At 64.4% G+C, this 26,001-nt stretch carries 25 protein-coding genes and 1 pseudogene; 14 read left to right on the top strand and 12 right to left on the bottom strand.

Annotated features, from left to right (window positions below):
- Positions 1-14: 14 nt before the first annotated feature.
- On the bottom strand, positions 15-443 hold the full coding sequence (locus tag A3M7_RS0118010) for a DoxX family protein (RefSeq protein WP_027545185.1): 429 nt from the start codon (positions 441-443) through the stop codon (positions 15-17).
- Positions 444-547: 104 nt separating this feature from the next.
- Here A3M7_RS0118010 and A3M7_RS0118005 point away from each other — a divergent pair, with 104 nt between their 5' ends.
- Positions 548-1,432 carry a LysR family transcriptional regulator gene (locus A3M7_RS0118005; RefSeq protein ID WP_027545184.1) on the top strand — a complete coding sequence of 295 codons (885 nt, stop codon included), beginning with the start codon at positions 548-550 and terminating at the stop codon, positions 1,430-1,432.
- Positions 1,433-1,475: 43 nt separating this feature from the next.
- Here A3M7_RS0118005 and A3M7_RS0118000 read toward each other — a convergent pair whose 3' ends face one another.
- Positions 1,476-2,201 carry an alpha/beta hydrolase gene (locus A3M7_RS0118000; RefSeq protein ID WP_027545183.1) on the bottom strand — a complete coding sequence of 242 codons (726 nt, stop codon included), beginning with the start codon at positions 2,199-2,201 and terminating at the stop codon, positions 1,476-1,478.
- A 152-nt stretch (positions 2,202-2,353) separates the two neighbouring features.
- On the opposite strand from A3M7_RS0118000, the gene A3M7_RS0117995 reads away from it, so the two are divergent.
- Positions 2,354-3,334 carry a helix-turn-helix domain-containing protein gene (locus A3M7_RS0117995; RefSeq protein ID WP_027545182.1) on the top strand — a complete coding sequence of 327 codons (981 nt, stop codon included), beginning with the start codon at positions 2,354-2,356 and terminating at the stop codon, positions 3,332-3,334.
- Positions 3,335-3,340: 6 nt separating this feature from the next.
- On the opposite strand, the gene A3M7_RS0117990 is transcribed toward A3M7_RS0117995, so the two are convergent.
- On the bottom strand, positions 3,341-4,486 hold the full coding sequence (locus tag A3M7_RS0117990) for an acyl-CoA dehydrogenase family protein (RefSeq protein ID WP_027545181.1): 1,146 nt from the start codon (positions 4,484-4,486) through the stop codon (positions 3,341-3,343).
- A gap of 127 nt (positions 4,487-4,613) precedes the next feature.
- On the opposite strand from A3M7_RS0117990, the gene A3M7_RS0117985 reads away from it, so the two are divergent.
- The 3 genes from A3M7_RS0117985 to A3M7_RS0117975 all read left to right on the top strand — a co-directional run bounded on the left by A3M7_RS0117985 (position 4,614) and on the right by A3M7_RS0117975 (position 7,361).
- On the top strand, positions 4,614-5,291 hold the full coding sequence (locus A3M7_RS0117985; RefSeq protein WP_027545180.1) for an alpha/beta family hydrolase: 678 nt from the start codon (positions 4,614-4,616) through the stop codon (positions 5,289-5,291).
- Positions 5,292-5,539: 248 nt separating this feature from the next.
- The gene (locus A3M7_RS0117980) at positions 5,540-5,902 is read left to right on the top strand and encodes a hypothetical protein (protein ID WP_027545179.1); all 363 of its coding nucleotides are present in this window, start codon (positions 5,540-5,542) and stop codon (positions 5,900-5,902) included.
- A gap of 70 nt (positions 5,903-5,972) precedes the next feature.
- A complete protein-coding gene (locus A3M7_RS0117975; protein WP_027545178.1) occupies positions 5,973-7,361 on the top strand; it encodes a hypothetical protein in 1,389 nt (462 codons plus the stop codon).
- A 44-nt stretch (positions 7,362-7,405) separates the two neighbouring features.
- On the opposite strand, the gene A3M7_RS0117970 is transcribed toward A3M7_RS0117975, so the two are convergent.
- The gene (locus A3M7_RS0117970; protein WP_027545177.1) at positions 7,406-8,386 is read right to left on the bottom strand and encodes a ketopantoate reductase family protein; all 981 of its coding nucleotides are present in this window, start codon (positions 8,384-8,386) and stop codon (positions 7,406-7,408) included.
- A gap of 154 nt (positions 8,387-8,540) precedes the next feature.
- Here A3M7_RS0117970 and A3M7_RS0117965 point away from each other — a divergent pair, with 154 nt between their 5' ends.
- Positions 8,541-9,344: an enoyl-CoA hydratase-related protein gene (locus A3M7_RS0117965; protein WP_027545176.1), complete on the top strand. Its 804-nt coding sequence runs from the start codon at positions 8,541-8,543 to the stop codon at positions 9,342-9,344.
- An 11-nt stretch (positions 9,345-9,355) separates the two neighbouring features.
- On the opposite strand, the gene A3M7_RS0117960 is transcribed toward A3M7_RS0117965, so the two are convergent.
- A complete protein-coding gene (locus A3M7_RS0117960; protein WP_049823509.1) occupies positions 9,356-9,628 on the bottom strand; it encodes a hypothetical protein in 273 nt (90 codons plus the stop codon).
- 172 nt (positions 9,629-9,800) lie between these two features.
- Positions 9,801-10,685, bottom strand: a complete 885-nt coding sequence (locus A3M7_RS0117955) for a LysR family transcriptional regulator (RefSeq protein ID WP_027545174.1) — start codon at positions 10,683-10,685, stop codon at positions 9,801-9,803.
- A gap of 113 nt (positions 10,686-10,798) precedes the next feature.
- On the opposite strand from A3M7_RS0117955, the gene A3M7_RS0117950 reads away from it, so the two are divergent.
- The 4 genes from A3M7_RS0117950 to A3M7_RS0117935 all read left to right on the top strand — a co-directional run bounded on the left by A3M7_RS0117950 (position 10,799) and on the right by A3M7_RS0117935 (position 14,980).
- Positions 10,799-12,163, top strand: a complete 1,365-nt coding sequence (locus A3M7_RS0117950; RefSeq protein ID WP_027545173.1) for an FAD-dependent oxidoreductase — start codon at positions 10,799-10,801, stop codon at positions 12,161-12,163.
- Positions 12,164-12,194: 31 nt separating this feature from the next.
- Positions 12,195-13,199, top strand: a complete 1,005-nt coding sequence (locus tag A3M7_RS0117945) for an ABC transporter substrate-binding protein (RefSeq protein ID WP_027545172.1) — start codon at positions 12,195-12,197, stop codon at positions 13,197-13,199.
- Between the two features lie 187 nt (positions 13,200-13,386).
- Positions 13,387-14,160 (top strand): ABC transporter ATP-binding protein, encoded by a 774-nt coding sequence (locus A3M7_RS0117940; RefSeq protein ID WP_027545171.1) that lies wholly within the window; start codon positions 13,387-13,389, stop codon positions 14,158-14,160.
- Positions 14,153-14,980, top strand: coding sequence for an ABC transporter permease (locus A3M7_RS0117935; RefSeq protein ID WP_027545170.1), 828 nt, complete (start codon positions 14,153-14,155; stop codon positions 14,978-14,980). The genes A3M7_RS0117940 and A3M7_RS0117935 overlap by 8 nt, the downstream gene beginning before the upstream one ends.
- A gap of 212 nt (positions 14,981-15,192) precedes the next feature.
- Here the strand turns inward: A3M7_RS0117935 and gtdA are convergent, their stop codons facing one another.
- A complete protein-coding gene (gtdA, locus tag A3M7_RS0117930) occupies positions 15,193-16,233 on the bottom strand; it encodes a gentisate 1,2-dioxygenase (RefSeq protein WP_027545169.1) in 1,041 nt (346 codons plus the stop codon).
- A gap of 208 nt (positions 16,234-16,441) precedes the next feature.
- Between gtdA and maiA the strand changes: the two genes are divergently transcribed.
- Positions 16,442-17,074, top strand: a complete 633-nt coding sequence (gene maiA / locus A3M7_RS0117925) for a maleylacetoacetate isomerase (RefSeq protein ID WP_027545168.1) — start codon at positions 16,442-16,444, stop codon at positions 17,072-17,074.
- Entirely contained in the window at positions 17,064-17,576 is a 513-nt protein-coding gene (locus A3M7_RS0117920; RefSeq protein WP_027545167.1) for a MarR family winged helix-turn-helix transcriptional regulator, read from the top strand. The genes maiA and A3M7_RS0117920 overlap by 11 nt, the downstream gene beginning before the upstream one ends.
- 379 nt (positions 17,577-17,955) lie before the next feature.
- Here A3M7_RS0117920 and A3M7_RS0117915 read toward each other — a convergent pair whose 3' ends face one another.
- From A3M7_RS0117915 to A3M7_RS0117895, 5 genes and pseudogenes are all read right to left on the bottom strand, one after another.
- Positions 17,956-19,569, bottom strand: a complete 1,614-nt coding sequence (locus A3M7_RS0117915) for a benzoate-CoA ligase family protein (RefSeq protein WP_027545166.1) — start codon at positions 19,567-19,569, stop codon at positions 17,956-17,958.
- Positions 19,566-20,705: an FAD-dependent monooxygenase gene (locus A3M7_RS0117910; protein WP_027545165.1), complete on the bottom strand. Its 1,140-nt coding sequence runs from the start codon at positions 20,703-20,705 to the stop codon at positions 19,566-19,568. The genes A3M7_RS0117915 and A3M7_RS0117910 overlap by 4 nt, the downstream gene beginning before the upstream one ends.
- Positions 20,706-20,894: 189 nt before the next feature.
- Positions 20,895-21,110: a hypothetical protein gene (locus A3M7_RS0117905; protein WP_027545164.1), complete on the bottom strand. Its 216-nt coding sequence runs from the start codon at positions 21,108-21,110 to the stop codon at positions 20,895-20,897.
- A 109-nt stretch (positions 21,111-21,219) separates the two neighbouring features.
- Positions 21,220-22,050, bottom strand: a complete 831-nt coding sequence (locus A3M7_RS0117900; RefSeq protein ID WP_027545163.1) for a hypothetical protein — start codon at positions 22,048-22,050, stop codon at positions 21,220-21,222.
- Between the two features lie 260 nt (positions 22,051-22,310).
- Positions 22,311-23,305 (bottom strand): annotated as a pseudogene (locus tag A3M7_RS0117895) (NADP-dependent oxidoreductase).
- A gap of 211 nt (positions 23,306-23,516) precedes the next feature.
- Here A3M7_RS0117895 and A3M7_RS0117890 point away from each other — a divergent pair.
- Together A3M7_RS0117890 and A3M7_RS0117885 are read left to right on the top strand one after the other, a co-directional pair.
- Positions 23,517-24,815 carry a dicarboxylate/amino acid:cation symporter gene (locus tag A3M7_RS0117890; RefSeq protein ID WP_027545162.1) on the top strand — a complete coding sequence of 433 codons (1,299 nt, stop codon included), beginning with the start codon at positions 23,517-23,519 and terminating at the stop codon, positions 24,813-24,815.
- A 9-nt stretch (positions 24,816-24,824) separates the two neighbouring features.
- Entirely contained in the window at positions 24,825-25,751 is a 927-nt protein-coding gene (locus A3M7_RS0117885; RefSeq protein ID WP_027545161.1) for an amino acid ABC transporter substrate-binding protein, read from the top strand.
- The last annotated feature ends 250 nt before the right edge of the window (positions 25,752-26,001 follow it).

Below are 26,001 nucleotides of genomic sequence, written 5' to 3'. Positions count from 1 at the left end.
GGCGTTCCTGCCGCTCAGAACTGACGCGGCGCGATCGGCGCCTTGCGGCCGCGTCCCCACAACACGAACAGGCTGAGCGCAAGCAGGACGACATTGAGCGGCGTGACATCGGCCTCGCCGCGCGAGAGGTGGAAGGCGAGCGCGAACACCTGCAACACCGTGCAGCCCAGTGCGGCCAGCACCGTCAGCCGCGGCAGGATTCGCGTCAGGGCCGGAAGCAGGATGCCGATCCCGCCGGCGAGGTCGATCAGCCCGATGATTCGGACGAACGTTTCGGAATACTGGCCGGCCCAGGGCATCATCGCGGCGAGCTGAGGGATGGGCGTGAGCAGCTTGACCAGCCCGGCCGAGGTGAACACGAAGAAGATCAGGCCCTGTGCGGCCCAGAGGCCGATACGAAGGGCGCGGCCCGGGGTGGGGGTCTCGAAGGTGGTGGCGGACATGGTGGGGTCTCCAGGATGTGAGGGTTGCCACCATTTGATGGTTTCGCATTATTTGATCATTATGCGTTCCAGGATTGATTCATTTCCTGGATGTTGATGATCTCATGGATTCGCTGGTCAGTATGAGGGTGTTTTGCCTGGTCGCGGAGCTGAAGAGCTTTGCGACCGCGGCACAGCGCCTGCGCATTTCTCCCGCCATGGCGAGCAAGCACGTGATGCAGCTCGAGAAGCGGCTGGGCACGCGGCTGCTCAACCGCACCAGCCGGCGGGTCAGCCTGAGCGAGAGCGGCGCGCTCTATTTCGAGCAGGCGCGGCAGATGCTGGATTCGCTCGACGAGGTCGAGGCCGCCGTCAGCAAGGCGACGGTCGTTCCGCGCGGCACGTTGCGGCTGACCGCGCCGGTGTGGATTGCGAATGCGATCTTCGCGGGCGTGCTGGCGGATTACCAGACCCGCTATCCGGAGGTGTGTCTCGACGTCGATCTCAGCGGGCGGCTGGTCAATCTGGTCGAGGAGGGATTCGATCTCGCTTTGCGCGCGACCGGAACGCCGGACGAGGCGTTGATCGCGCGTCCCATCACCAAGGTCCCGTTCTTGCTGGTTGCAGCCCCTGCGTTCCTCAAGCGCGCCGGACGCCCGGCGAAGTTCGCCGATCTCTCAGGCCAGGCGCTGCTGCACTATGCGCTTTATCCGGGAGAGAGCTTCTCCCTGAACAGGAACGGCACGGTCGAGACCATCAAGCTCAACCCGGTCCTGCGCAGCGGCAACGAGACGCTGCTCCACATGGCCGCGCTGGAAGGCATGGGCTTCGCCTTCCTGCCGAAATGGCTGGTCGCGGACGACATCGCCGCCGGTCGGCTCGTGCACATCCTGCCCGACGACATCATCTTCGAAGGGCGCCTGTTCGCGGTCTATCCGAGCCGCAAATACCTCTCCGCCAAGGTGAGGACCTTCATCGACTTCATCGCCGCCGACAAGCGGATGAGGTGAGCGGCTACAGCGACCGCGGCATCAAAGGCCTGGAACGGCCCCGTCAGTCGCGTCCTGCCTCCATGATCGCCCTGGCAAGGCGCGCCGGATCGGAGAAGCACAGTTCGTGGCTCCCCGGCACCTGCACGAGGCGGAACAGGCCGAGCTTCTCCGACAGCCGTGGATGCCAGGGATAGCCGTGCGGCAGCGCGGTGTCTTCGGTGCAGTTGATGTAGGATTTTGCCAGCGGCATCTCCGCCGGATTGGTCTTCAGCGCAATCTTGTCGCTGAAGGTTTTCAGCGGATGCGGATTGAGAATGTCGTAGGCGCGCTGCGCCAGTTCGAGATCGGCGTCGTTGATGAAGGCCTCGCGCCAGATCGGGAACGGGAGCACCACCGAGCCGTCGCCGCGCTCGGCCGCGATCATGTCGAACAGCCCGATATAGTGCGGCGGCACCATGTCGTTGAGCGATTCGCCATTGTTGGGCACGAAGGCGTTCCAGTAGACGAGGCGGCGGATGCGCTCCGGCACGAGGTCGGCAACGCCGGTGATGACCATGCCGCCATAGGAGTGGCCGAGCAGGATCACGTCCGTCAGGTTGTTCTCGGCGAGATAGTCGGCAATCGACTGGATCGCCTCCTTCAGCCCCGTCGTCTTGGCATCGCCCGGGCGGTTGCCCTTGATGGTCGGGAGGTGGACCTGATGGCCGGCGGCCCGGATCGGCGCTGCGACCGGTTCGAGCTCGGCACCGGTGTGCCAGGCGCCGTGAACGAGAACGTAGGTCGACATATTGTAGCTCCCTCGGAAGGCTGGTTAGATTGGTCGGGCGATGGGCCTTGCCGGCTGAACGCCGGCCTTTGTCGTTGTTGCCGCCATATTGAACCGGCCAGGATGCCGCGCGCTTGTCTGGCGCTGAACCGGATTGGTCTCGGAGCGAACTGATGGAGCAGGTCAATTCTATGAGCCGGCCGCGGCACGCGATCTGGAACACCGCGGAGACCCGGCCGGACGAGCAGTTTTCCTACTACCGCGAGGCGATCTGCCAGGCCTTCATGAACCTGACACCGGAATCGGCGACGACGTCGCGCTTCCCGGCCAAGGTGGAGACGATCGGGCTCGGCGCCGGCGCGATCAACCGGGTGATGTTTCCCGAGCACACCGTGAATCGTTCGCGTGCCGATATCGCGGCATCGCGCGACAGCTGCTTCTATCTCAACTTCAAGCTCGCCGGGCGCTGCCGCATGCTCCAGGATGGCCGCGAGGTCAGCCTGTCGCGCGGCCAGGTCGGCATCGTCGACAGCGACCGCGAGGTGACGCTGTTGCACGATCGCGGCCCGACGCTGGAGGTCGCTTCGTTCTGGGTGCCGTCGCGTGCCTTGCGCGACCGGCTGCCGCCGTCGTTCGATTTCAGGGCCGAGCGGGTGTCCGACGATCCCCATGTCGGTCACCTCATCGTCGAGACCGCGCGCTCCCTGAACGCCGGCGCATTGCGGATGACGGAAGAGGACAGCGTCCGGCTGTTCGACGTGCTGCTCGATCTCGTTGCGCTCAGCCTGTCGCGCCGCTCGCGGGCGCAGACGGCGGAAGCCGCAAGTTTTGCGGACGCCACCGTGCTGGCGCTGCGCCGTGCCATTCACGAGCGGCTGCGCGAGCCGGGATTGACGGTCGCGGCGGTCGCCGGCGCGGTCGGCATCAGCGAGCGCTACGTCCACAAGCTGTTCGAGCGCTCCGGCACGACGTTCTCGGACTATGTGATGGATCGTCGCCTCGTCGGCGCAGCGGCCGACCTGAAGGATCCGGCACTCTGCGGCCGCGCGATCGGCGCCATCGCGTTCGACTGGGGCTTCTCCGACCTCTCCCACTTCACCCGACGCTTCAAGCAGCGCTTCGGCTGCCGGCCGCGCGACTGGCGCGCGGGCTGAGCGGCGCTATAGCGACCTTGCGATCAGCAGCTTCATGATCTCGTTGGTGCCGCCGTAGATCTTCTGGATGCGGGCATCGACGAAGATGCGCGAGATCGGGTATTCCTGCATGTAGCCGTAGCCGCCGAACAGCTGGAGGCATTCGTCGGCGGTCTGGACCTGCTTGTCCGAGCACCAATATTTCGCCATCGAGGCCGTCACCGTGTCGAGGTCCTTGGCGACCAGGCGCTCGATGCACCAGTCGACGAAGACGCGCGCGATCATCGCCTCGGTCTTGCGCTCGGCGAGCGTGAAGGCGGTGTTCTGGAAATCCATCAGCGGCTTGCCGAAAGCCTTCCGTTCCTTGGTGTACTCGGTGGTGAGCTTGACGGCACGCTCCATCGAGGCGACGGCGCCGACCGCGAGCGCGAGACGCTCCTGCGGCAATTGCTGCATCAGCTGGACGAAGCCCTGGCCTTCCTCCTTGCCGAGCAGGTTTTCCGGGGCTACCTGCACGTTGTCGAAGAACAGCTCCGACGTATCGGAGGCATGCAGGCCGATCTTGTCGAGGTTGCGGCCGCGCTTGTAACCGTCCGCGCCTGACGTCTCGACCACGATCAGCGAAATGCCCTTGGCCCCTTGCTCGCCGGTGCGCGCGACGACGATGACGAGATCGGCGGCCTGGCCGTTGGTGATGAAAGTCTTTTGGCCGTTGATGACGTAGGAATTACCCTGCTTCTTCGCGGTGGTCTTCACGGCCTGGAGGTCCGAGCCGGTGCCGGGCTCGGTCATGGCGATGGCGCCGACCATCTCGCCGCTCGCCATCTTCGGCAGCCAGCGCTTCTTCTGCTCCTCCGAGCCGTAGTTGAGGATGTAGTGCGCGACGATGGCGCTGTGCACAGAGACGCCGGTCGTCAGCTCCGGCACGGTGCTCTCGAGATCATCCAGCACGGCGGCGTCATAGGCGAAGGTTGCGCCCAGGCCGCCATATGCCTCCGGCACGCTCGCCAGCAGCGCACCCATCTCGCCGAGCCCGCGCCAGGCGAAGCGGTCGACCATCTTCTGCTCGCGCCATTTTTCGGCATGCGGCGCCAGGTCCTTGGCAAGATACTTCCGGAACTGGTCGCGAAAGACGTCGAGCTCTTCGGTCATCCAGGAGGAGCGGTAGGACATGGTTACCTCGGTTAATGCGGTGTTCCGGCTTGGTAGGCTGGCCGGCGGCGACAATTATTGTGTTTTCAGGCTGCGCCGGTGACGCTACCAAGGCGGCCCGGAATAGCGTCTGTCGGGATGGCTGATTGTGGCGACCAAAACTCAAGAGCTCAAGCTCGACATCGAGCGCATCGGCATGGTCTCGGCGATCCTGACGCAGCCGAAAGATGCGCGCGCCTGTTATGTGCTGGCGCACGGCGCCGGTGCCGACATGCGGCATTCCTTCATGGAGAAGGTCGCTGAGGGCCTCGCGAACCGTGGCATCGCGACCTTCCGCTTCAATTTTCCCTACATGGAAAAGAAGCTGGGACGTCCTGACCAGCCGGCAGTCGCGCACGCCGCCATCCGCGCGGCGGTCGCGGAGGCGGCGCGGCTGTGCCCCGGCGTGACGCTCGTCGCCGGCGGCAAGTCCTTCGGCGGGCGGATGACGTCGCAGGCGCAGTCCAAGGCTTCATTGCCGGATGTCAAAGGGCTCGCCTTCCTCGGCTTTCCCCTGCACGCCGACAAGAAGCCGTCGATGGAGCGCGCCGAGCACCTCGCCGGCATCGCAATCCCCATGCTGTTCCTGCAAGGCACGCGCGACGGGCTTGCCGATCTCGGCCTCCTCAAGCCCGTGATCGATGCGCTCCGTCCGAAGGCGACGCTGCACGAGGTCGCAGGCGGCGATCACTCCTTCGCGGTGCTGAAAAAGTCCGGCCGTAGCAACGAAGAGGCGCTGGCGGAGGTGCTCGACGCGCTCACGGCCTGGATCGACGGGCTCGCCTGAGGGCAGAGCATGATCCGGGCTTGAAGGGCCGCGTTAGCGCAAACTGCTCAGCGGTTTTCCGAAGAGATCATGCTCAAAAAAAATCACGCTCGAAGCGAGCCCCTTGTCGCGCGCCTTCTGGATCGTGACCGCTGCGATCGCGTGTGCGCCGCACTCATTGCGCTGCAGCTTGCAACGTCGAGCAATGTCTATCTAAGATCGTGCACCTGCCACCTGCCACCTGCCGCCCAACTTTCCCCGAGGTACCGATGCTTGTCCGACTCGCCGCCACCGCGGCGCTCGCCTTGTCAGTGCTGACCAGTCAGGCTCAAGGTGCGGACTACATCTGCAAGACTGTGGACGAAAACTGGACCTGGTTCAGTGATCACGTCGTAGGGTCAATCGACTATTTGATCGTCGGACCAAAGGATCGGACGTTCCGAGCGGGTACGGGCGTCTTCTTTCGCGGCAGGCCCTGGGGCTCCACATCAGACGGCTCAGGCACAGTGCGGATGACCGCTTATGGGGCGGGCGCCCTCCACATACGGCAGCAGGACAGTGGTCCGGCGTTCAAGGTGTGTGTGACTTCCGAGAAGCTCGATCCTTTGACCATTATTCGTGCCGAATTTTGAATGCGTCGCATCTCCGGCTGATCCCCTGCGGGTGAGGCCACCTGTCAATTCAAGAACCTAGGGTGAATAGATGATTTTGAGAATAGCTCGGACAGTCGTTCTTGGCCTTGCGCTGAACATCGCACATTCTCCAGTTCAGGCTCAAGGCGTGGAGGTACTGGTAGCCGCCGCCGGCGGTGTCCTCGCCGGCAAGAAGATCTCCAGCATTTTGAGCGATATCGATAACAAGATCGAGCAGGCGAAGAGTGCCTTTACGGGTGCCGGAAACCAGCTGATAGCGAGTGGGGCCGAGCAGGCGTATGAAAGCCTGAAGCAGCTCAAGTCCATTCTGGATGAGGAAAGAGAAAAGACGTTCGAGCAGATTTCAGACCAGAGAAAGCTGGCGATTTGGGACCTGTACAATGTCGCAAACAGGCTGAACGAGAAGATCAACGACGACTTTGCTCGCGCAGCGGTACAGGAAGCCAAGCTGCTGCCGATGCTCCAGTTCATCGGCAAGGATGTCAAGTTCCTCATCATGAGGGTCGGGCCCACGATCATCACCCGCTCGGATATCGCTCAGAATCCGATCAGGATATTTGGCGTCGGCTTTGGCGTCGACGATGCCCGCAACAAGTACGAGACGACCGTTCTCATGAACGGAAAGCCGCTTTCCAAAGACAAGATCGTGGTGAAGGAATTCGGCATCGAGTTGGCGCTGCAGGCGACTGATTTCAATATCGACTGGAATCCGTCAGCTTATACCTATTTCCCGATGATCATTCAAAGCGCCGTGACCTCCCAGGACGGGCTGTGGTGCGGTTGGGTCAGCTGGGGATGCTCCAAGACCTATGCGGCGACGTATCACCTCAGCCTCTATCCAAGCAATCCGGCCGCTCTCGCTCTCCACCAGCAGTCCGAGCACGACGAACTAGTTGGCGATCCCGAAATATTGCTGACTGGGGGCTGCAATCTCCCGAACTTGCACAACCCTGATCATCCAGCGACAACCACTTGCCCCCAGAGTGGATTGTATTCGGCTGGCGACGGATGGCGCTGGGTTTCTTACGACAGGGGTCACAACAACTGCTCCCCGATCAGCGGCAACGGATGCCCGTTCGCCTACAACGAACAGTCGAACTGTAGCTTTCTCGAAGACAACACGAAGGCCCAATGTCAGATCCAGAATACGGGAGGATCGGTCGCCTACCAGTTTGGTATTGCCCGCCGAAGAATAGAAAAGAAGACCGATACCCTTCCGAACGTTCCGTTCTCGCTGTTGCCGGGAGAAACCAAAAGGGTTGAATTCGAACGTTCTGCGGTTCAGGTCTGGGTCGATGGGACGTTGCCCTTTGGCCAAGCCTTCGGCCCGTATCAGATCAAGCCGGCAGGCGGCAACGGTCTCGATATCATGTGCACCTCGGCGGGTGATGTTGGTGCAAAATCAGCGGTTAATTGCATGGCCGCTGCACCTTGGTGACTATCGACCCAAATTGCGTCGCGCCGCCATCCGTTGCGCGCGATTTAAGGCGCCGCCGTGTAAAGCCCCTTGTCGCGGGCCTTCTGGATCGCTAGTGCGGCGATCAGGTCGAGCGTCGGCGTCGACAGGCCGCCGGTGCGCGCGAAGGCGGCGGGCGCCTTCACCAGCACGTCAATCTCCATGGCGCGGCCGAGCTCGTAATCCTGGAGCAGCGATGGCTTGTGATTGGGAGCGGGGCCGCTGCGCGTCACGCGCTTCACCTCGGGAATGAAGTGCTGGGCGATGTCGTTGGCCTCGTTCAGCATGCGCGGAATGACTTCGGCGAACGCAGGGTCGTCGCGCACGCCGCGCGCGGTCTGGCCGGTGAGCAGGCACAGCACCGACAGCGACATGTTGGTCAGCAGCTTTGACCAGATCGCCTCACGGATCTCGGCCACCGGCGGCGATTCCAGTCGCGCATCGTTGAGGACGCCGCGGAGTTTCGTGATGCGCTCGCAATTGCGGTCGTCGCATTCGCCGATCAGCAGGCGGTTGCGGTCAGGCGTGAGGTTCTGCACCACGCCGGGTGCGATCACCTCGTTGGAGGAGAAGACCACGCCGCCGATGATCCGCTCCTTCGGGATGCAGGCGCGCAAGCGGCCGCCCGGATCGAGGAAGGAGATGTCCGGCGGGGTGGGATGCCGTGGCGGCAGGCCGATGCCGTACCACCAGGGAATGCCGTTCTGGGCAAACACGATCGCGGTGTCGTCTTGCAGCAGCGGCTTGATGCTGGAAACCAGTCCCTGAAGCGCGGTGGCCTTCAGCGTGCTGATCACCACGTCCTGCGGGCCGAGCTGGGCGGGATCCCCTGAGGCGTTCACCTTGGCGGTGACCTCGGAATCGCCGACGCGCAGCTTCAGGCCGCCTGCGCGCGCCGCCTCCAGATGCGCCCCCCGCATCACGCATGACACCTCATGGCCGGCGCGTGCCAGCCTGACCGCGATGTGGCTGCCGACGGCGCCCGCGCCGAAAATGCAGATGCGCATATATGTCCCGTCCCTGATCCCTTGGTGCCGTCAGGCGACAGCATGACACAAGCCGCCATGCGATGGACGCGGCCGCCCTACGCCGGAAACATATGGATCGGGATGCGTTGCCTCGGCCATAGTGTGCGCCAAACAAACGACCGGAGGATCGCCGATGACTGCCAGCCCCGTCCTGTGGACCCTTGATGCGCGTGGGGTTGCGACCGTCACGTTGAACCGGCCGGAGGTCAACAACGCCTATGACGGCGCGCTGATCGCGGGCGTGCTCGCAGCCATGGACGATCTCGGCAAGAAGCCCAATCTGCGGGTCGTGGTTCTCAAGGGCAACGGCAGGCATTTCCAGGCCGGCGCCGACCTCAAATGGATCAACGGCGTGCGGCCGCAATCGACCGAGGCCAACGAGGCAGCGTCCCGGGCGACGTTTGAGGCCGTGCAGCGGCTCAACACGCTGCCGATCCCGACGGTCGCGCTGGTACAGGGCGGCTGCTTCGGCGGCGGCACCGGCGTGATTGCGGCCTGCGACGTCGTGATTGCTGCGGACAATGCCCTGTTCTCGATCACGGAGGTGCGCTGGGGCCTGACGGCGGCGATCATCATTCCGCAGCTCTGCGACGCCATCGGCGTGCGGCAGGTCCGCCGCTACGCGCTGACCGGCGAACGCTTTGGTGCCGAGGACGCCCGCCGCATTGGCCTCGTGCACGAGGTGGTGCCGCTCGCCGAGCTGGAGGCCGCCGGCGCCAAGGTGGTCGAGCAATTGCTCACCAACGGACCGGAGGCGATGGCCGAGACCAAGCGCCTCGCGCTGGAGAGCTCGTTCGGCGGGATGGGCGTGGACGATGCGGCATACGCGCGGCTCGTGCACTTGCATTCGGTCAAGCGCCAGAGCGCGGAGGCGGCGGAGGGGCTGGCGTCGTTTGCCGAAAAGCGGGCGGCGAAGTGGGGTGCCGGGACAGGCTGAGCGTTCTCCGCTCAGCAGCCGCGGCAGATGTTGTTGATGCTGCGATAGACGGCGTCGTCGTCCTGCCGCATCGGCCGCAGCGTTTCGAGCGTCTTGCTCTCGGCGGTCGGCGCGATGGGCTTGCGCTTGGATGCGAGCTCTTCCTCCTGGCGCTTGTAGCAGGCTTCGCGATCGGCCTTGGCCTGGATGAAGCGGCAGTTTTGCTCCACGGCTGCGGCGGGAGCGGCAGAGATCGCGAGAGCGATCAGGGCGGCGAGAGCGAATTTCACGAGTGTCGAATCCATGGCGGCCCTTCTCTCAGGTCTGTCACGCCAGAGCAACTGCGATGTTGTGACAGGTGCCCGACACGGCGCGCACCGCGTAGCCCGGATGAGCGAAGCGATATCCGGGAATGTTGCGAAAGTCCCGCATGTCGCTTCGCTCATGCGGGCTACGCCACCTCACAATTGACACGGCTCACAGCGACGGCGCGAGTGACTTTTTCAGCAGTGTCAGCAGCGCCTGCACCGCAGCCGCATTGCGCCGCCGCTCGGGGATCGCGGCCTTCACCCACAATTCCGGAATCGGAAAGTCGCGCAGCACCGGCTTGAGCGTGCCGTCGCGCAAGGCATCCGCGACGAGATATTGCGATATCAGCGCGATGCCGTTGCCCGCGATCGCGCTGCGCGCCAGCACATGTCCTTCGTTGGAGGAGAGCAGCGGGCTTACCTGGATACTGATGCGGCCGCGCGGCCCGTCAAAGATCCATTCGGGGCCGGTCGGCAGAAAGCTGAGGCAGCGATGCTCGACGAGGTCGCGCGGATGCTTTGGCGTGCCGTGCTTCTTCAAATAGGCGGGCGAAGCGCAGAGCAGCCGCTTCAGCGCGCACAGCGGCTCGTCGACCACGCCGCCGAAGGAGTGCGGGAAGGCCCCGATGGCGATATCAAAGCCTTCGGTAACAGGATCGACCGGGCGATCGATCAGCACGATCTCGAGCTTCAGCCTAGGGTTCTGGGTCTGGAAGGCGCTGAAGGCGTCGGCAAGGCGCGCCACCGTCAGCGAGGTCGGGGCCTTGATGCGGAGGTGATCGACGAGATCGTGGCCCTTCTCGCCCATGCGCGAGAGCAGGTCGGTGGCATCAGTGACGACGCCGCGCGCGCGATGCACATAGCGCTGGCCGGCGTCGGTCAGGCGCAATTGCCGGGTCGAGCGGTGAAACAGCGGCGTGCCGATCCGCGCCTCCAGTTGCGTGACGCGCTTGGCCACGACCGAGGTCGAGACATCAAGCTTTCGCGCGGCGGCGGAGAAGCCGGCCGCGTCCGCGGTGGCGAGGAACGCCTGAAGGTTCACCAGGATGTCCATCTCTGACCTTTCGCAATTCGAGAAAGCTGATCGCGTATTTTGGTGGATTGTAGCCCGCCTCGCGTTAATTCATAGTCGATCCCAAGCAAGGATTTTCAGGGATAGGACGCGTCATGCGGGCCACGACGATCGAAGAACCAGCGCGCCAGGTGCCGCTCTATGGCGAATATGAAGTCGTCGTGCTTGGCGGCGGCCCGGCCGGCATTATCGCGGCGGCGTCCGCAGCGCGGGCGGGACGGAAGACGCTGCTGATCGAGCGCTACGGCTTCCTCGGCGGCATGGGTACGGCAGCCGGCGTCACCAATTTCTGCGGCCTGCATGGCAACGTCTACGGCAAAGCCCACCGGCTGGTGCAGGGCATGGCGTCCGAGCTCCTGGCGCGGATCGACCTGCTCAACGGCCTGAACACGCCGCATCTGATCCTCGGCAAGGTCTTTGCCCAGGCCTACGACACGGCGGCCTACAAGATCGCGGCCGACGAACTCCTCGCCAGCCACAAGGTGCACATCCTCTTCCACGCGCTCGGCGCCGGCGTGGTGATGGGCGATAACAGCCGCATCGACGCGCTGATGGTCGAAACCAAGGGCGGCCGGCAGGCGGTGCGCTCAGAGATCTTCATCGACTGCTCCGGCGACGGCGATCTCGCCGTGTGGGCCGGCGCGCCGTTCGAGATCGGCGACGAACACGGCCATCCGCTGTATCCCTCGATGATGCTCCGCCTCAACGGCATCGATCCCGAGAGGGCAGGCGAGGCCTGGCGCACCATTCCGCAATTGATGGAAAAGGCGCTCGCCGCCGGCACCCACAAATTCCCGCGCAAGAGCGCCATCGTGCGGCCGCAGAAATCCGGCATCGAATGGCGGGTGAATTTCACGCAAGTTGCCCGCGAGGATGGCCACGCCATCAACGGCATCGAGCCCGACGATCTCACTCGCGGTGAGATCGAGGGCCGCAGGCAGGCGCTCGCCGCGTTCGAATTCCTGCGCACCGTGCCGGGCTTCGAAAAGTCCTACATCGTCGATTTGCCGCCGCAGCTCGGCATCCGCGAGACCCGCCGGATCAGGGGCGGCTACCAGCTCAGCGGTGAGGACGTGCTCGGCTGTGCCTCGTTCGAGGATTCCATCGGCGTCAACGGCTGGCCGATCGAGGCCCATGTCCCCGGCGACGTCGTCTTCACCTTCCCGCCCATCCCGGAATCCCGTGGCTACAATGAGCTGCCCTACCGGATGCTGGTGCCCGAAGGCGTCAACAATCTGCTGGTCGCCGGCCGCTGCGCCTCGATGACCCATGAGGGCCAGTCGGCCGCCCGCGTCTCCGGTGCCTGTTTCGTGATGGGGGAGGCTGCCGGTTCCGCCGCAGCGCTGGCGCTCTCCGGAAACCGGATCCCGCGTGACATCCCCATTGAAAAATTGCAGGAAACGTTGAAACAACAGGGCGCCTTCATCGGGCGGGACCAGCCCGTACCCGAAGGGCTTTGACGGGCTGCAAGACAACGACGGAGGAAACGGGATGATCGGGATGGCGCGGCTCGCGCTTGCGAGCCTTTTGGCGATCATGGCGATGGGCGCGGCGCAGGCTGAGGACGCGCTGAAGGCCAGGATCGGCGTGCTCCGCCTGTCCTCCTCCGCGCCGGTCTTCATCGCGCAGGACAAGGGCTATTTTCGCGAGGCGGGACTCGACGTCGAGCTGAAGTTCTTCGACGCGGCGCAGCCGATCGCGGTCGCGACCACCTCGGGCGATGTCGATTTCGGCGTCACCGCCTTCACCGCCGGTCTCTACAATCTCGCCGGCAAGGGCGTGCTGAAGGTGATCGGCGGCATGAGCCGCGAGAAGGCCGGCTACCCCCTGATCGGCTATTTCGCCAGCAACAACGCCTATGCCGCCGGCCTGAAGACGCCGAAGGACCTCGCCGGCAAGCGCGTGGCAATGACGCAGGTCGGATCGTCCTTTCATTATTCGCTCGGCCTGCTCGCCGACAAATACGGCTTCAAGCTCGCGGACGTGAAGATCGTGCCGCTGCAATCGCTGTCGAACGCGGCGGCGGCGCTCAAGGGCGAGACCGTCGATGCGGCGCTGCTGCCGATCTCCACGGCGCGCAAGCTGATGGACGAGGGCGGTGCGAAGTTCTTGGGTTGGGTCGGCGACGAGACGCCGTGGCAGCTGGGCGCGGTGTTCGCCGCGCCCAAGACGCTGACCAACAAGGTGCTGGTGACCAAGCTGCTTGGCGCCTTGGCAAAGGCCGACCGCGAGTATCACGACGTCATCCTCGCCGCGATGAAGGACGGCGTGGCGCCCATCAACGAGCAGACCAAGCCGCTGCTGGAGATCATCGCGAAGTACACCAATCTGCCGGTCGAGCAGGTGGTCGGCAATTGCGCTTACATCGATCCCGACGGCAAGCTCGACGTCGAGAACGTCGACAACCAGATCAAATGGCTCCAGGAGCAGGGCTTTGCCGACAAGGGCTTTGATGCCAATACGATCATCGCCAAGGACTATGTGAAGGCGGATTGATGACGCGAGTCCCCCTCCATCTCCGTCATCCTGAGGTGCTCGACTTGCGGTCTTCCGCAAGGCGAGCCTCGAAGGATGCACGGCCCGGATGCGGCGGGGCCGCTCATCCTTCGAGGCTCACATTGCGATGCATTCGCATCGCAATGTTCGCACCTCAGGATGACGGATCGAGAGTGAGGTGCAACGCATGGACCTGATCGCCAACCACATCACCCACCGCTTCGGCGATCTCGCCGTGCTCGACGACGTCTCCTTCACCGTCAGTGCCGGCGAGGTGGTGGCGATCGTCGGGCCCTCCGGTTGCGGCAAGAGCACGCTGCTGTCGATCCTGGGCGGGCTGTTGCAGCCGACATCAGGCGCGCCCGAGTTGCGCGGGGCGCCGCCGGCGGACAGTCTCAATCCGCTGACCTTCGTGTTCCAGGACTTTGCGCTGCTGCCCTGGGCGACGGTCGAGGAGAACGTCGAATTCCCGCTGCTGCACGCCCAGCTCTCGGCGGCGCAACGCCGCGCGCTGGTCGAGGATGCGCTGCGCCGCACGGGCCTGACCGATTTTCGCAAGACCTATCCAAAGCAGCTCTCCGGCGGCATGCGCCAGCGCGTCGGCATTTCGCGCGCGCTTGCGGTCAGGCCCGCCATCCTGCTGATGGACGAGCCGCTCTCGGCGCTGGATTCGCAAACGCGCGAACTGCTGATGGAGGATTTTGTCCGCCTGCTCGCCGATGGCGGCATGGGCGCGGTCTACGTCACGCACAATCTCGAAGAGGCGGCGCGGCTCGCCGACCGCATTGTGGTGCTGTCGCGCCGGCCCGGGCGCATCCGCGAGGTCGTCACCGTGCCGATGACGCGCACTGAGCGCGGCGAAACGGCGGCGCGTGAAAAGCTGCTGGCGCTCCAGAACCAGATCTGGTCGCTGATCCGCCACGAGGCGATCGATGCCGAGCGCGAGGTTCAGCATGCTTGATCGCGCACCCTCGACGGAGACACCTGTAATGAGCGAAGCGACCCGGCGCGTCCGCTTCCGCGGCGCCGGCTTCGTGCCCGCGTCGAGCCGCTTCGGCGGCTGGATTGCGCTGGCCCTCGTCATTGCGCTCTGGCAGGCTGCCGGCAGCGTCGGTCTCGTCAATCCGCTGTTCCTGCCGGCACCGTCGGCGATCGTGCGTGCGATCTACGAGCTCGCGATGTCAGGCGCGCTCTGGCAGCACCTCTCGGCCTCGCTGCTGCGCATCGGCGTCGGCTGGCTGCTGGGCACGGCGGCCGGCATCGCCGTCGGCTTTGCCATCGGCCTGTCGCGGCTCGCGCGCAGCGTCGGCATCACCTTCATCTCGGCGCTGTTTCCGATTCCGAAGATCGCGCTGCTGCCGCTGTTGATCCTCTGGCTCGGCATCGGCGAAGAGCCGAAGATCGCGACCATTGCGCTCGGCGTGTTCTTCTCGACCGCGATCTCGGTCTATAGCGGCGTCGATGCGGTGCCGCGCAACCTCATCCGCATGGCGCAGAGTTTTAATGTCCCCTTCGCCACCATCGTGCGCAAGGTGATCTGGCCGGGCGCGCTGCCCGCAATCCTCGCCGGCTTCCGCATCACCGCCTCCGTCGCGCTGCTGCTCGTCGTCAGCGCCGAGATGATCGGCGCGCAATACGGCATCGGCGCGTTCGTGCTCCAGGCCGGCAATCTGATGCAGACGGACCAGCTGCTCGCGGGCGTGGTGATCCTGTCGGTGTTCGGGCTGGCGGTGGGGAAGGTGATCAATCTGCTGGAGACGCGGCTGCTGCACTGGCGGTAGCCACGTTAGCAATGGTGATGTGGATGGAGGCGCGGCCACAACCCTGCCGTCGTCCCGGCGAAGGCCGGGAACCATAACCCCAGGGAGGGGTTTGGCGAAGACCCGTAGTTACCTTTCGTCGGTACGAATACCGCCGTTCCTAGATAGATCACGCGGTATGGGTCCCGGCCTTCGCCGGGACGACACCGAATGTAAGGCTATAGCACCCAATCTCACGCATTCCCGCGATCCTCGCGGAACAAATCGAGCTTCTGCTGCACCGGGCGGTCCGAGAAGCTGAACAGCACGGCATCGTCATCGGCCTCGTGCGTCACCCAATGCCAGCTCGGCACCACGAACAGGTCGCGCGGGCCCCATTCGAATACGGCATCGCCGATGCGGGTGCGGCCCTTGCCTTCGATCGGACAGAACACCGTCGCGTCCGTCGAACGATAGCGCGCGGTCTTGAACCCCTTCGGCAGCAACTGGATGAAGGTGCCGATGGTGGGCATCGCGAAATCGCCGGTCTCGGGATTGCTGAACTTCAGCTTCAGCCCGTGGCAGGCGTCCCATTCCTGGCTCGCGCGAGCCTTCTCCAGCGCCTCGCGGGTATGGGCATAGGGATAGCTGAAGATCGGCGAGGTCTTCGAACTCCGCTTCACGTCAACCGGCAGCAGATTGTGGCCGTAGCGCGCAAAGCTGTCGCCGGCGGGCTTCGTGATCCTCTGCTGGTCCTCGTTCGAGCCTTCCGCAAAGGAGCAGTCGAAGAACTGCACCAGCGGGATATCGAGGCCGTCGAGCCAGAACATCGGCTCGTCAGTCTCGTTGGAGTGGTCGTGCCAGGTCATCGACGGCGTGATGATGAAATCGCCGGGCTCCATCGCCGTGCGCTCGCCGTCGACGGCGGTGTGGGCGCCCTTGCCTTCGAGCACGAAGCGCAGCGCCGACTGGCTGTGCCGGTGGGCGGGGGCGACGTCGCCGGGCACCACCATCTGCACGCCGGCATAGAGCGAGGTCGTGATCTTGGACTGGCCGCGCAGGCCCGGATTCTCCAGCACCAGCACGCGCCGCTCGGCTTCCTTGGCCGTGATCAGCTTGCCGGCTTCCGTCATGTAGTCGCGGATGATTTCGAATTTCCAGAGGTGCGGCCGGCAGGCGCTCTTCGGCTCCGGCGTGATCAAATCGCCCATCACCGTCCACAGCGCGGTGAGATTTTCGCCGTCGATCTTCTTGTAGAACGCCTCGCGTTCCGGCGTCTTGGTCACGGCTTCCATGGTGGCGCTCCCGTCGTTTTGTTGATTGACAGTATACTGACGATCTAGGTAGCGTCAATGTGACGAGTAACGTACAAAGCAGTCATTCCGGGGCACGCGAAGCGTAAACCCGGAATCTCGAGATTCTCAGGTGCGCAAAAGCGCACCATAGCTCGATGCTGACGCATCGCCCCGGAATGACGGGGAAAAATCAAGAGGGAGGGTTCCGATGAAGCTGCACGGCTATTTCCGCTCCAGCGCCGCCTACCGGGTGCGGATCGCGCTGAATCTGAAGGGCTTCGGCGCCGAGCACCTGCCGCATCATCTTCGCAAGGGCGAGCAATGCGCGCCCGCCTATCTCGCCATCAACCCGCAAGGGCTGGTGCCGGCGCTGGAGAGCGATGGCGGTGCGGTGCTGACCCAATCGGTCGCGATCATCGAATGGCTCGACGACACGCACCCCAATCCGCCGCTGCTGCCGAAGGATCCGCTGCGGCGCGCCAAGGTGAGGGCGTTTGCGCTGGCGATCGCCTGCGACACCCATCCGGTGCAGAATCTGAAGGTGCTGGCGCGGCTGCGCGAGCTCGGCCTTGCCGAGGAGAAGGTCCAGGAATGGGCCGCCTGGGTCAACCGCGAGGGCCTGTCGGCCTGCGAAACCCTGATCAGGGACGAGCCGGGCCCGTTCTGCTTCGGCGATGCGCCGACGCTGGCCGATCTCTGCCTCGTGCCGCAGCTTGCCAATGCGCGCCGCTTCGGCGTCGATGTCTCGGCCTATCCGCGCCTTCTCAAGGCAGAAGCCGCCGCCAAGGCGTTGCCGGCGTTTGCCAATGCGGCACCGGAGAAGCAGCCCGATGCCGAGTAAGCCTCCTCCTCCGATCACGATGGATGCGGTCTATGCCGCGCCGGGCTATCTGTTCCGGCGCATGCAGCAGATCGCGGTCTCGATCTTCATGGAGGAGTGCAAGGCGTTCGATCTCACGCCGGTGCAATATGGGGCGCTGATCGCGATCCACACCCATCCCGGCATCGATGCGACGCGGCTGTCGGCGGTGATTGCGTTCGACCGCTCCACCCTCGGCAGCGTGATCGAGCGGCTCCAGGCCAAGGACTATATCGAGCGCAAGCCCGCGCCCGAGGACAAGCGGATCAAGCTGCTCTATCTGACCAAGTCGGGCGCCGCGATCCTGCGCGAGATCATCCCCGCTGTCGAACGCGCCCAGGCGCGCATGCTGGAGCCGCTGAAGCCCACTGAGCGCAAGGCGCTGATGGGGCTTCTGGTGCAGCTCGTCGATCTCAACAACGAAGTCTCGCGCGTGCCGCTGCGGGCCGAGGACGCGTTGGAGCATCTGGGGAAGGGCGGGTGAGGGGGAGTTGGCGAGATCGCAGCCCCAATACTCAATGTCGTCCCGGCGAAGGCCGGGACCCATAACCACGAATCTTGGTTTGGCGAAGACAGGCAATGACCATCTCGCGCCACACGGCTGCTTCGGCGTATGGGTCCCGGCCCCCGTGCGCAATTGCGCACTAGGCCGGGACGACACCAAGAGTGTGGTGACGCCGCCGCCTTTACCTCCGCTGTCATTCCCCGCGAAGGCGGGGAATCCAGTATGGCGCGGCTTCTCGGTTCAATCACAGCTGCCTCCGGAATAATGGATCGCCCGCCCCAGTGCGCAAGTGCGCACAAGGCGGGCGATGACACCGAAGGTGTGGTGACTGAATGCGTCCCTGACCGCCCTTGTCGCCTCACATCCGCAGCAGCGCCTGCCGGTCGATCTTCCCCGTTCCCGTCTTCGGCAGTTCGTCGATGAAGATCACCTCGCGCGGGTATTTGTAGGGAAGCAGCTTGCCCTTGACGTAATCCTGGAGCCGCCGCGTCGCTTCGCTTTGGTCGGTGGCACGGCTGTTCATCACCACCACCGCCTTCAGCGTCATGCGACGATCGGGCAATTCAGCAGCGAACACCGCGCATTCGCGGATGTCGGGGTGGTCGGCGAGGCACAGCTCGACCTCGAGCGGATAGACCCATTGGCCGGAGATCTTGATGAGATCGTCGGCGCGGCCGCGGAAGAAGTGGAAGCCGTCGGCATCGCGCACGAAGCGGTCGCCGGTGTAGATCCAGCCGCCCTCGCGGATGGTCTCGGCGGACTTGTCCGGCCGGTTCCAGTACAGCGGCGTGTTGGAATCGCCGCGGACCCACAAGATGCCTTCCTCGTCGTCGCCGACCTCGCTTCCGTCCTTGTCGCGCAGTGCGACCTCGTAGCCGGGCACGCGCAGGCCGGCGGCGCCGAGCTTTTTCTGCTCGGGGCGATTGGAGAGATAGATGTGCAGCACCTCGGTCGAGCCGAGGCCTTCGACGATTTCGAGGCCGGTGAGAGTCTTCCAGCCGTTGAAGACGTCGGCCGAGAGCACTTCCGCCGCGGAGAGCGCCATGCGCAGCGACGAGAAGTTCGTCTGTTGCGCGCCCTCGGCCTTGGTCAGCGAGGTGTAGAGCGTCGGCAGGCCGAAGAAGACCGTCGGCCTGTACTGCTCGATCGCCGCGAAGATCGTTGCCGGCTTCGGCTGGCCCGGCAGCAGCAGCGTCGTCGCGCCGACCGAGAACGGGAAGGTGACGGAGTTGCCGAAGCCGTAAGCGAAGAAGATCTTCGGCACCGAGAAGCAGATGTCGTCGGGCGTCAGCTTCAGCATGTTCTGGGCGAAGGCCATCTCGCTATAGGCCATGTCGTGCTGGAGATGCACGATGCCCTTGGGCCGGCCGGTCGAGCCGGAGGAGTACATCCAGAACGCCATCTCGTTGCGATTTGTGTCCGCCTCCGCCAGCTCGGCCGGGAATTGCGCAAGCCAGCCTGCAGCCGCGACCGCCGCAGGCGCAGCATGCTCGCCCGTTTCGCCATTGACGACGATCAGCGTGCGCAGGTTCGTGTCCTTGCACGCCTCCGCATTGAAGCGTGCGCAGAATTCGGACTCGGCCACCGCGACGGTCGCGCCGGAATCGGCGAGATAGAACTGCAGGAGATCGGGCGGCGTCAGCGTGTTGATCAGGAGCGGCACGAAGCCGGCGCGCACCGCGCCGAAGAAGGCGGCGGGATAGGCCGGCGTATCGTCGAGGAACAACAGCACGCGGTCGCCGCGTTTCAGCCCGAGCGAGACGAAGCCGTTGCCCCAGCGGCAAGCCTCCGCGCAGAGCTCGGCATATGTGCGCGTGCCCGCCGCACCGATCAGCGCGAGCTTGTCGCCATATCCCTTGCCGAGATTGTCGAACAGCACGCGGCTGGCGTTGTAGATTTGCGGAACGGCAAAGCCGATCTCGCGTGCGCCCGCGCTGTCCGCGGGCACCTGGTCGCGAATCTCGTTGTTCATGCCTCGTCCCCGCCGTTCTTGGCGGCCTCATAACGCGCCATGAAGGCCGGCGACATCGTGCGCAGGCGGGAATCGTCGATACGCCCGGAGCGGGTGATGTAGCTGTAGGCAAAGTCCATCAAATCGAGCTGCATGTGTTCGGCAAAGTGCTCGTACCAGCAGGCCGAGGTGCGCGCAGCGTCGACGAGTTTCTGCACCACCGGCTTTCGCGCGGCCTGGTAGCGCTGCAACGCAGTGGTCAGATGCGCATCCGATTCCAGCGCCTTGACCAGCGCGATCGCGTCCTCGATCGCGAGCCGCGTGCCGGAGCCGATCGAGAAATGCGCCGAGTGCAGGGCGTCGCCGATCAGCACCATGTTCTTGAACGACCAGTGCTCGTTCCAGACCCAGGGGAAATTGCGCCATACCGATTTGTTGGAGACGAGGCAGTGGCCGCCGAGCGTATCCGCAAACACCTCCTCGCAGACGCCCTTGGACTGCTCGACGTCCTTGTAGGCGAACCCGTAAGCCTGCCAGGTGGCGTGATCGCACTCGACCAGGAAGGTGCTCATGGTCGGCGAATAGCGGTAGTGATGGGCGTTGAAGGCGCCGCGGTCGGTCTTGACGAAGGTCTGCGACAGCGTGTCGAAGCGCTTCGAGGTGCCGTACCAGACGAACTTGTTGGAGGAGTAGGACAGCGAGGTGCCGAAATCGCCCTCGTAAGCGCGGCGCACCAGCGAATTCAGCCCGTCGGCGGCGACGATCAGGTCGTGGCCGTTGAGCTGGTCGATCCCGAGAATTTGCGTGTCGAAGCGCGGCGTGACGCCGGCATCGAGCGCGCGCTGCTGCAGGAACTGCAAGAGCTCGAGCCGGCCGATCGAGGAGAAGCCGACGCCGTCGATGGCGACGCTGTCGCCATGGACGTTCAGCGTGATGTTCTCCCAGCTCTCCATATGCGGCGCGATCGCGTCGACCGTCTCGGGGTCGTCGGTACGCAGGAACTCCAGCGCCTGGTCGGAGAACACGACGCCAAAGCCCCAGGTCGCGTCGGCCGGGTTCTGTTCGAACAGGTCGACTTGATCCTCAGGGTGACGCTTCTTCCAGAGATAGGCGAAGTAGAGCCCGCCGGGCCCCCCGCCAATCACGGCGATCCGCAACGTCTGCCTCCCTAATTGACAGTATACTTACTATCTAGGGGTAGACTAATGTGCTCCGACGTTCGGCGCCAGCGGAATTATCGGCATGGCGGGGCGCGCCGAAACTCGCTCCAAACACACGTTTGGCGCGTGTCCGAAACCATCACGTCCGGAGCATAGCCAAACCGCGCCGGCTTGGCCACCTGTGCGTCAGACGCAGCGCTTCACGTAGACCCCGTTCACGAGCACCCTGGTACAGCGGACCACCGGAACCGGCTTGCGGACCACGACGGCGGCGTTCGGCCCGGCGCAACCGGCGCGATAGACGCCGCGGGCGCACACGACCGCGTTGGCGTCGGTGGCCTCGAACGTCATGGTCGCCGCGAAGGCGAGAAGCGCAGAAGCAACGAGCAGCAATGAACGCATGTTGTCCTCCCTGTCTTGTCGTGATCGAAATCGATATCTGCAAAAGTTTGTCGCGGCAGGCGTGCGAAAATCCATTCGCGCACGCCGCCGATCAGTATCGTGCGCTGCCCTATCGCGCTGCGAACGGGGCGAGCACCTCCTTGCAGGCAGGCGACAGCGACGCGGCATTGCTCGAGATGCATTGCACGATGCGGCCGCCGCCGGGCGCAACGCCGGCGCACAGCGTGCGGATGTCGGCGCCGCAGGCCGATCGGACGATGAGCAGTTCTTCGCGCGGCCGCAGCGGGCGCAGAACGATCACGGCTGGCGCGGCCGCCGGTGCTGCCGCCGCTGCAGGAGCCGCGCCCGCAGGCGCTGCCGTTGTTGCCGCGCCGCCGCCGGCCGCGGCGCTCAGGGCCTTCTCGCAGGCGGGCGAAACCTTGGCCTTGTTCTTCTCCAGGCATTCGAGCGCGGGGGCGCCACCGGGCGGCACGCCGGCGCAGACCTTGGGATAGTCGGCGCGGCACGCGCTCTTGACCGCAGCAACCTGCGCGCTGCTCGGCTGTTTTGGTGCCGCCGCCTTTGGGGCGGCGCCAGCGGCCGGCTTGGCCGCCGGCTCGGTGGCGGGCGCAGCTTCGGTTTTTGCAGGTTCAGACTTTGCAGGTTCAGATTTGGCCGGAGCGGCTTCGGTCTTCGGAGCCGCAGCGGGCTCCACCGCGCGAACCGCGGTCTGGCATCCAGGTGACAGGCTGGACATGTTCTTCGCCAGACATTGATACGCTTCCACGCCGCCGGGCGTGACGTTCGCGCAGTGCGCCATGAAGTCCGAACGGCATGCGGACCGCATGGCGCTCTTCTGCGCGTCGGTCGGTACTTGCGCGAAGGCGCCTGTTGCAGTTGCGAAGAGCGCGGCGGCGAGCAGCGCCGTGCGCGTTGATGCATGTTTCAACGTGTTGAACATCTGAGTGAATTCCTGCCCTGTCGGTAACGCCGACGGTTTTCAAATGTAATGCAAGCGCAATCGCCGCGAGTGATGCCTCGCGCGCGGTATCTTTGGATGCTTTGGCCTCTACCGCAAGTAGATAATGCCAGCGCAATTGCGACGAAACTAGAGCATGATCCGGACCCGAAGGGCCGCGTTAGCGCAAAGTGTGCAGCGGTTTTCCCTCGCGACAAACGCGGAACGCGTCTGCGCGGAGATCATGCTCAAACAATACGTCGTCAGAGCTTGACCATGCGCTTGCCGCGGTTCTCGCCCGCGAGCAATCCGATCAGCGCTTTCGGCGTGTTCGCGAGACCGTCGATGATGTCCTCCTGCACCTTCAGCTTGCCGGATTTGACCCAGGCCTGGAGATCGGCGAGCGCACGCTGGCTGTCCTTCATGTAGTCCATCACGATGAAGCCCTGCATGACGAGCCGCTTCACCACGATCAGGCCGGGCACGCCGCGCGGACCGTGCGCGGCGGGCGCGCCGTCATATTGCGAGATCGCGCCGCAGCAGGCGATGCGGCCGTAATTGTTCATCTGCGGCAGGCAGGCTTCCAGAATGTCGCCGCCGACATTGTCGAAATAGACGTCGATGCCCTTTGGCGCGGCCGCGCGCAGGGCCTTGAACACGGCGCCGTCCTTGTAGTCGACGGCGGCATCGAAGCCGAGCTCGGAGGTCAGCCAGTTGCACTTGTCGGCGCCGCCGGCGATGCCGATCACGCGACATCCCTTGATCTTGGCGATCTGCCCGACGATCGAGCCGACCGAGCCGGCCGCCGCGGAGACCACGACGGTCTCGCCCACTTGCCGACGTCCAGCAGGCCGAAATAGGCGGTGAGGCCGGCGATGCCGAACACGCTGAGCAGATGCGTCATCGGTTCCAGCTTCGGCATCTTGGTGAGATGCTTGGCCGGCACCGCGGCAAACTCCTGCCAGCCGGTGTCGCCGAACACGATGTCACCGGCAGCCAAGCCCGGCGCCTTCGAGCTGACGACCTCGGCGATGCCGCCGCCGGCCATCACGCTGTTGGCTTCGACGGCTGAACGATAGGTCGCGCCATGCATCCAGGCGCGGTTGGCGGCGTCGAGCGAGATGTAACGAACGCGCAGCAAAGCCTCGCCGTCCTTCGGCTCCGGCATCGCGCCGTCGACCATCTTGAAATGTTCTGGGCCGAGCTTGCCGCTCGGCTTTTCCACCAGAAGAATCTGGCGATTGATGTTGCCGCTCATGGCGTTTCCCTCTTCGTTTGCTTGACGATTATTGATGCAGCCGCCGCAAAGAAAACGTGCAGGCCGCATTCGTTGTGCGCTGCATGAAGGCTAGATCGCGGGGGGCAGTTTCACAACGGGAACATCCGGCCAACGCGGCCTCCCGCCAAGCGTGTTGCGTAGCCGTCATATCTGCGACATCATGAAGCGCCGGTGTACGTGGGGGTAAGCAATGTCGAACAGGTTTACGCAATACATCTTGGGCGCGATGGTGCTGGGCATCATCATGGGCTCGGCGATCTACAACTTCCTGCCCGATACGCGCGCCGACTGGGCCTCGTCCATCAACCTGATCGCCATGATGTTCCTGCGCCTGATCAAGATGATCATCGCGCCGCTGGTGTTCGCGACCCTGGTCGGCGGCATCGCCCATATGGGCTCGGGCTCCAAGCTCGGCCGCATCTTCGCCAAGACCATGGGCTGGTTCATCAGCGCCTCCTTCGTCTCGCTGCTGCTCGGCCTCGTGATGGTCAACCTGCTCCAGCCCGGCGCCAACTTCCCCGGCACGCTGCCTGCGGCAGGCCAATCGACCGGCCTGCCGGTCTCGGCCTTCTCGATCGAGAAGTTCCTGACCCATCTGATCCCGACCTCGATCGCGGACGCGATGGCGCAGAACGAGATCCTCCAGATCGTGATCTTCGCTGTGTTCTTCTCGGTGGCGATGGGCGCGATGCCCGAGCGCTCCAAGCCGATCCTGGCGCTGATCGACGATATCGGCCACATCATGCTCAAGGTGACGAGCTATGTGATGCTGTTCGCGCCGCTCGCGGTGTGGGCCGCGATCACGGCGACGGTGGCCAAGAACGGCCTGCTGGTGCTCTGGAAGCTCGTCGTCTTCATGGGCGGCTTCTATCTCTCGCTGGCGATCCTGTGGACGATCCTGGTGATCGTGGGCTTCATCGTGATCGGGCCGCGCTACAGCCATCTGCTGAAGCTGGTTCGCGAGCCGCTGATGATCGCGTTCTCGACCGCGAGCTCGGAGGCGGCCTATCCGAAGACGCTGGAGGCGCTCAACCGCTTCGGCGCCTCGTCGCGGATCTCGAGCTTCGTGCTGCCGCTCGGCTATTCCTTCAACCTCGACGGCACGATGATGTACTGCACCTTCGCGGCCGTCTTCATCGCGCAGAGCTACCACATCGACATGGCGCTCGGCACGCAGCTCGCGATGCTGGCGACGCTGATGATCACCTCCAAGGGCGTCGCCGGCGTGCCGCGCGCCTCCCTCGTGGTGATCGCCTCGACGCTGGCGCAGTTCAACATCCCCGAGGCCGGCCTGCTCATGATCATGGGCATCGACACCTTCCTCGACATGGGCCGCAGCGCCACCAACGTGATCGGCAACACGCTCGCGACCTCGGTCGTGGCGAAGTGGGAAGGCGAGCTCGGGCCCGAGCATGAGATGGGACCAGGCGACGCCGTGCCCGGCGACATGGTGCCCGGCGAAGTGCCCGCCATGGCCGGCCATGGTTAGGAGCGCATCATGGGCCAGACACTGACAAGGTCAGTGATCGGCGGCTGCCTCTGGCTCGCGGCATCGTTGCTCGCGACCACAGCATTCGCCCAGACCAGCAGCGAAGGGCTCAGCCCGACGCTGTCGGCCATCAAGAAAGCGCATGTCGTGCGGCTCGGCTATCGCGAGAGCTCGCCGCCGTTCTCCTTCCTCGACCAGTCGGGCCGCCCGATCGGCTACAGCCTCGAACTCTGCGAGGCGATCGTCGAGGAGATCGGCGTCGAGGTCGACGATCCCAATCTCAGGATCGACTACGTCAAGGTCACCTCGGACGACCGCATCGACGCCGTGCTCCAGAACAAGATCGACCTGGAATGCGGCTCGACCACCGCCAATGCCGAGCGTGGCAAGCGCGTCGCCTTCTCCCCGCTGATATTCGTCGCCGGCACCAAGCTGATGGTGCCGAAGGCGTCAAAGGTCCAGTCGTTGACCGATCTGAAGGGCAAGACCGTGGTGGTGACCAAGGGCACCACCAACGAGCAGGCGATCCAGGCGGCCGACAAGAAGTCCTCGCTCGGGTTGAACATCGTCACCTCGCCGGATCACGAGCAGTCGTATCAGATGCTCGTCGACGGCAAGGCCGATGCGTTTGCGACCGACGACATCCTGCTCTCCGGCCTGATCGCGCGCCACAAGGCGCAGGACAAGTTTCGCGTCACCGGCGACTATTTGTCCTACGACCCCTACGGCATCATGTTCAGGAAGGGCGAGTCGCAATTGTCGGCCGTGGTCGAGCGCACCTTCCGCAAGCTCGGCTCCAACCGCGACCTGGTCCCGCTCTACAACAAATGGTTCACCGCCAGGCTTCCGACCGGCGAACGGCTCAACGTGCCGATCTCGCTGCAACTCGAGGAAGCCTTCAAGGCGATGGACGATTCGGCGAGCGCGAATAACTAGCGCTTACTTCCCTTCTCCCCTTGTGGGCCTGTTGCGTAATTCGTCAATTGTGATTCCCTAGGGCAAAGCCTTGGAGGGTAGCNATGGCGGTTAAGCAGACGGGACAGCCGAGCTTTGTGGAAGCGCTGATGCCGAAGGGGGCCGGCGCCAATGCGGCGCTGGATCGGCTGGCTGGCCTGGTCAAGTGGTACCGGTTCGAGAAGCTGATCGGCCATTTGCGGGATGAGGAGAGTCCCGGTCGGCCAGGCTA

It is taken from the genome of Bradyrhizobium sp. WSM2254, from assembly GCF_000472645.1.
GTDB lineage: Bacteria > Pseudomonadota > Alphaproteobacteria > Rhizobiales > Xanthobacteraceae > Bradyrhizobium > Bradyrhizobium niftali.
Note: the sequence above shows the minus strand (reverse complement) of the source record. Positions and strands in the feature narration are given on the sequence as shown.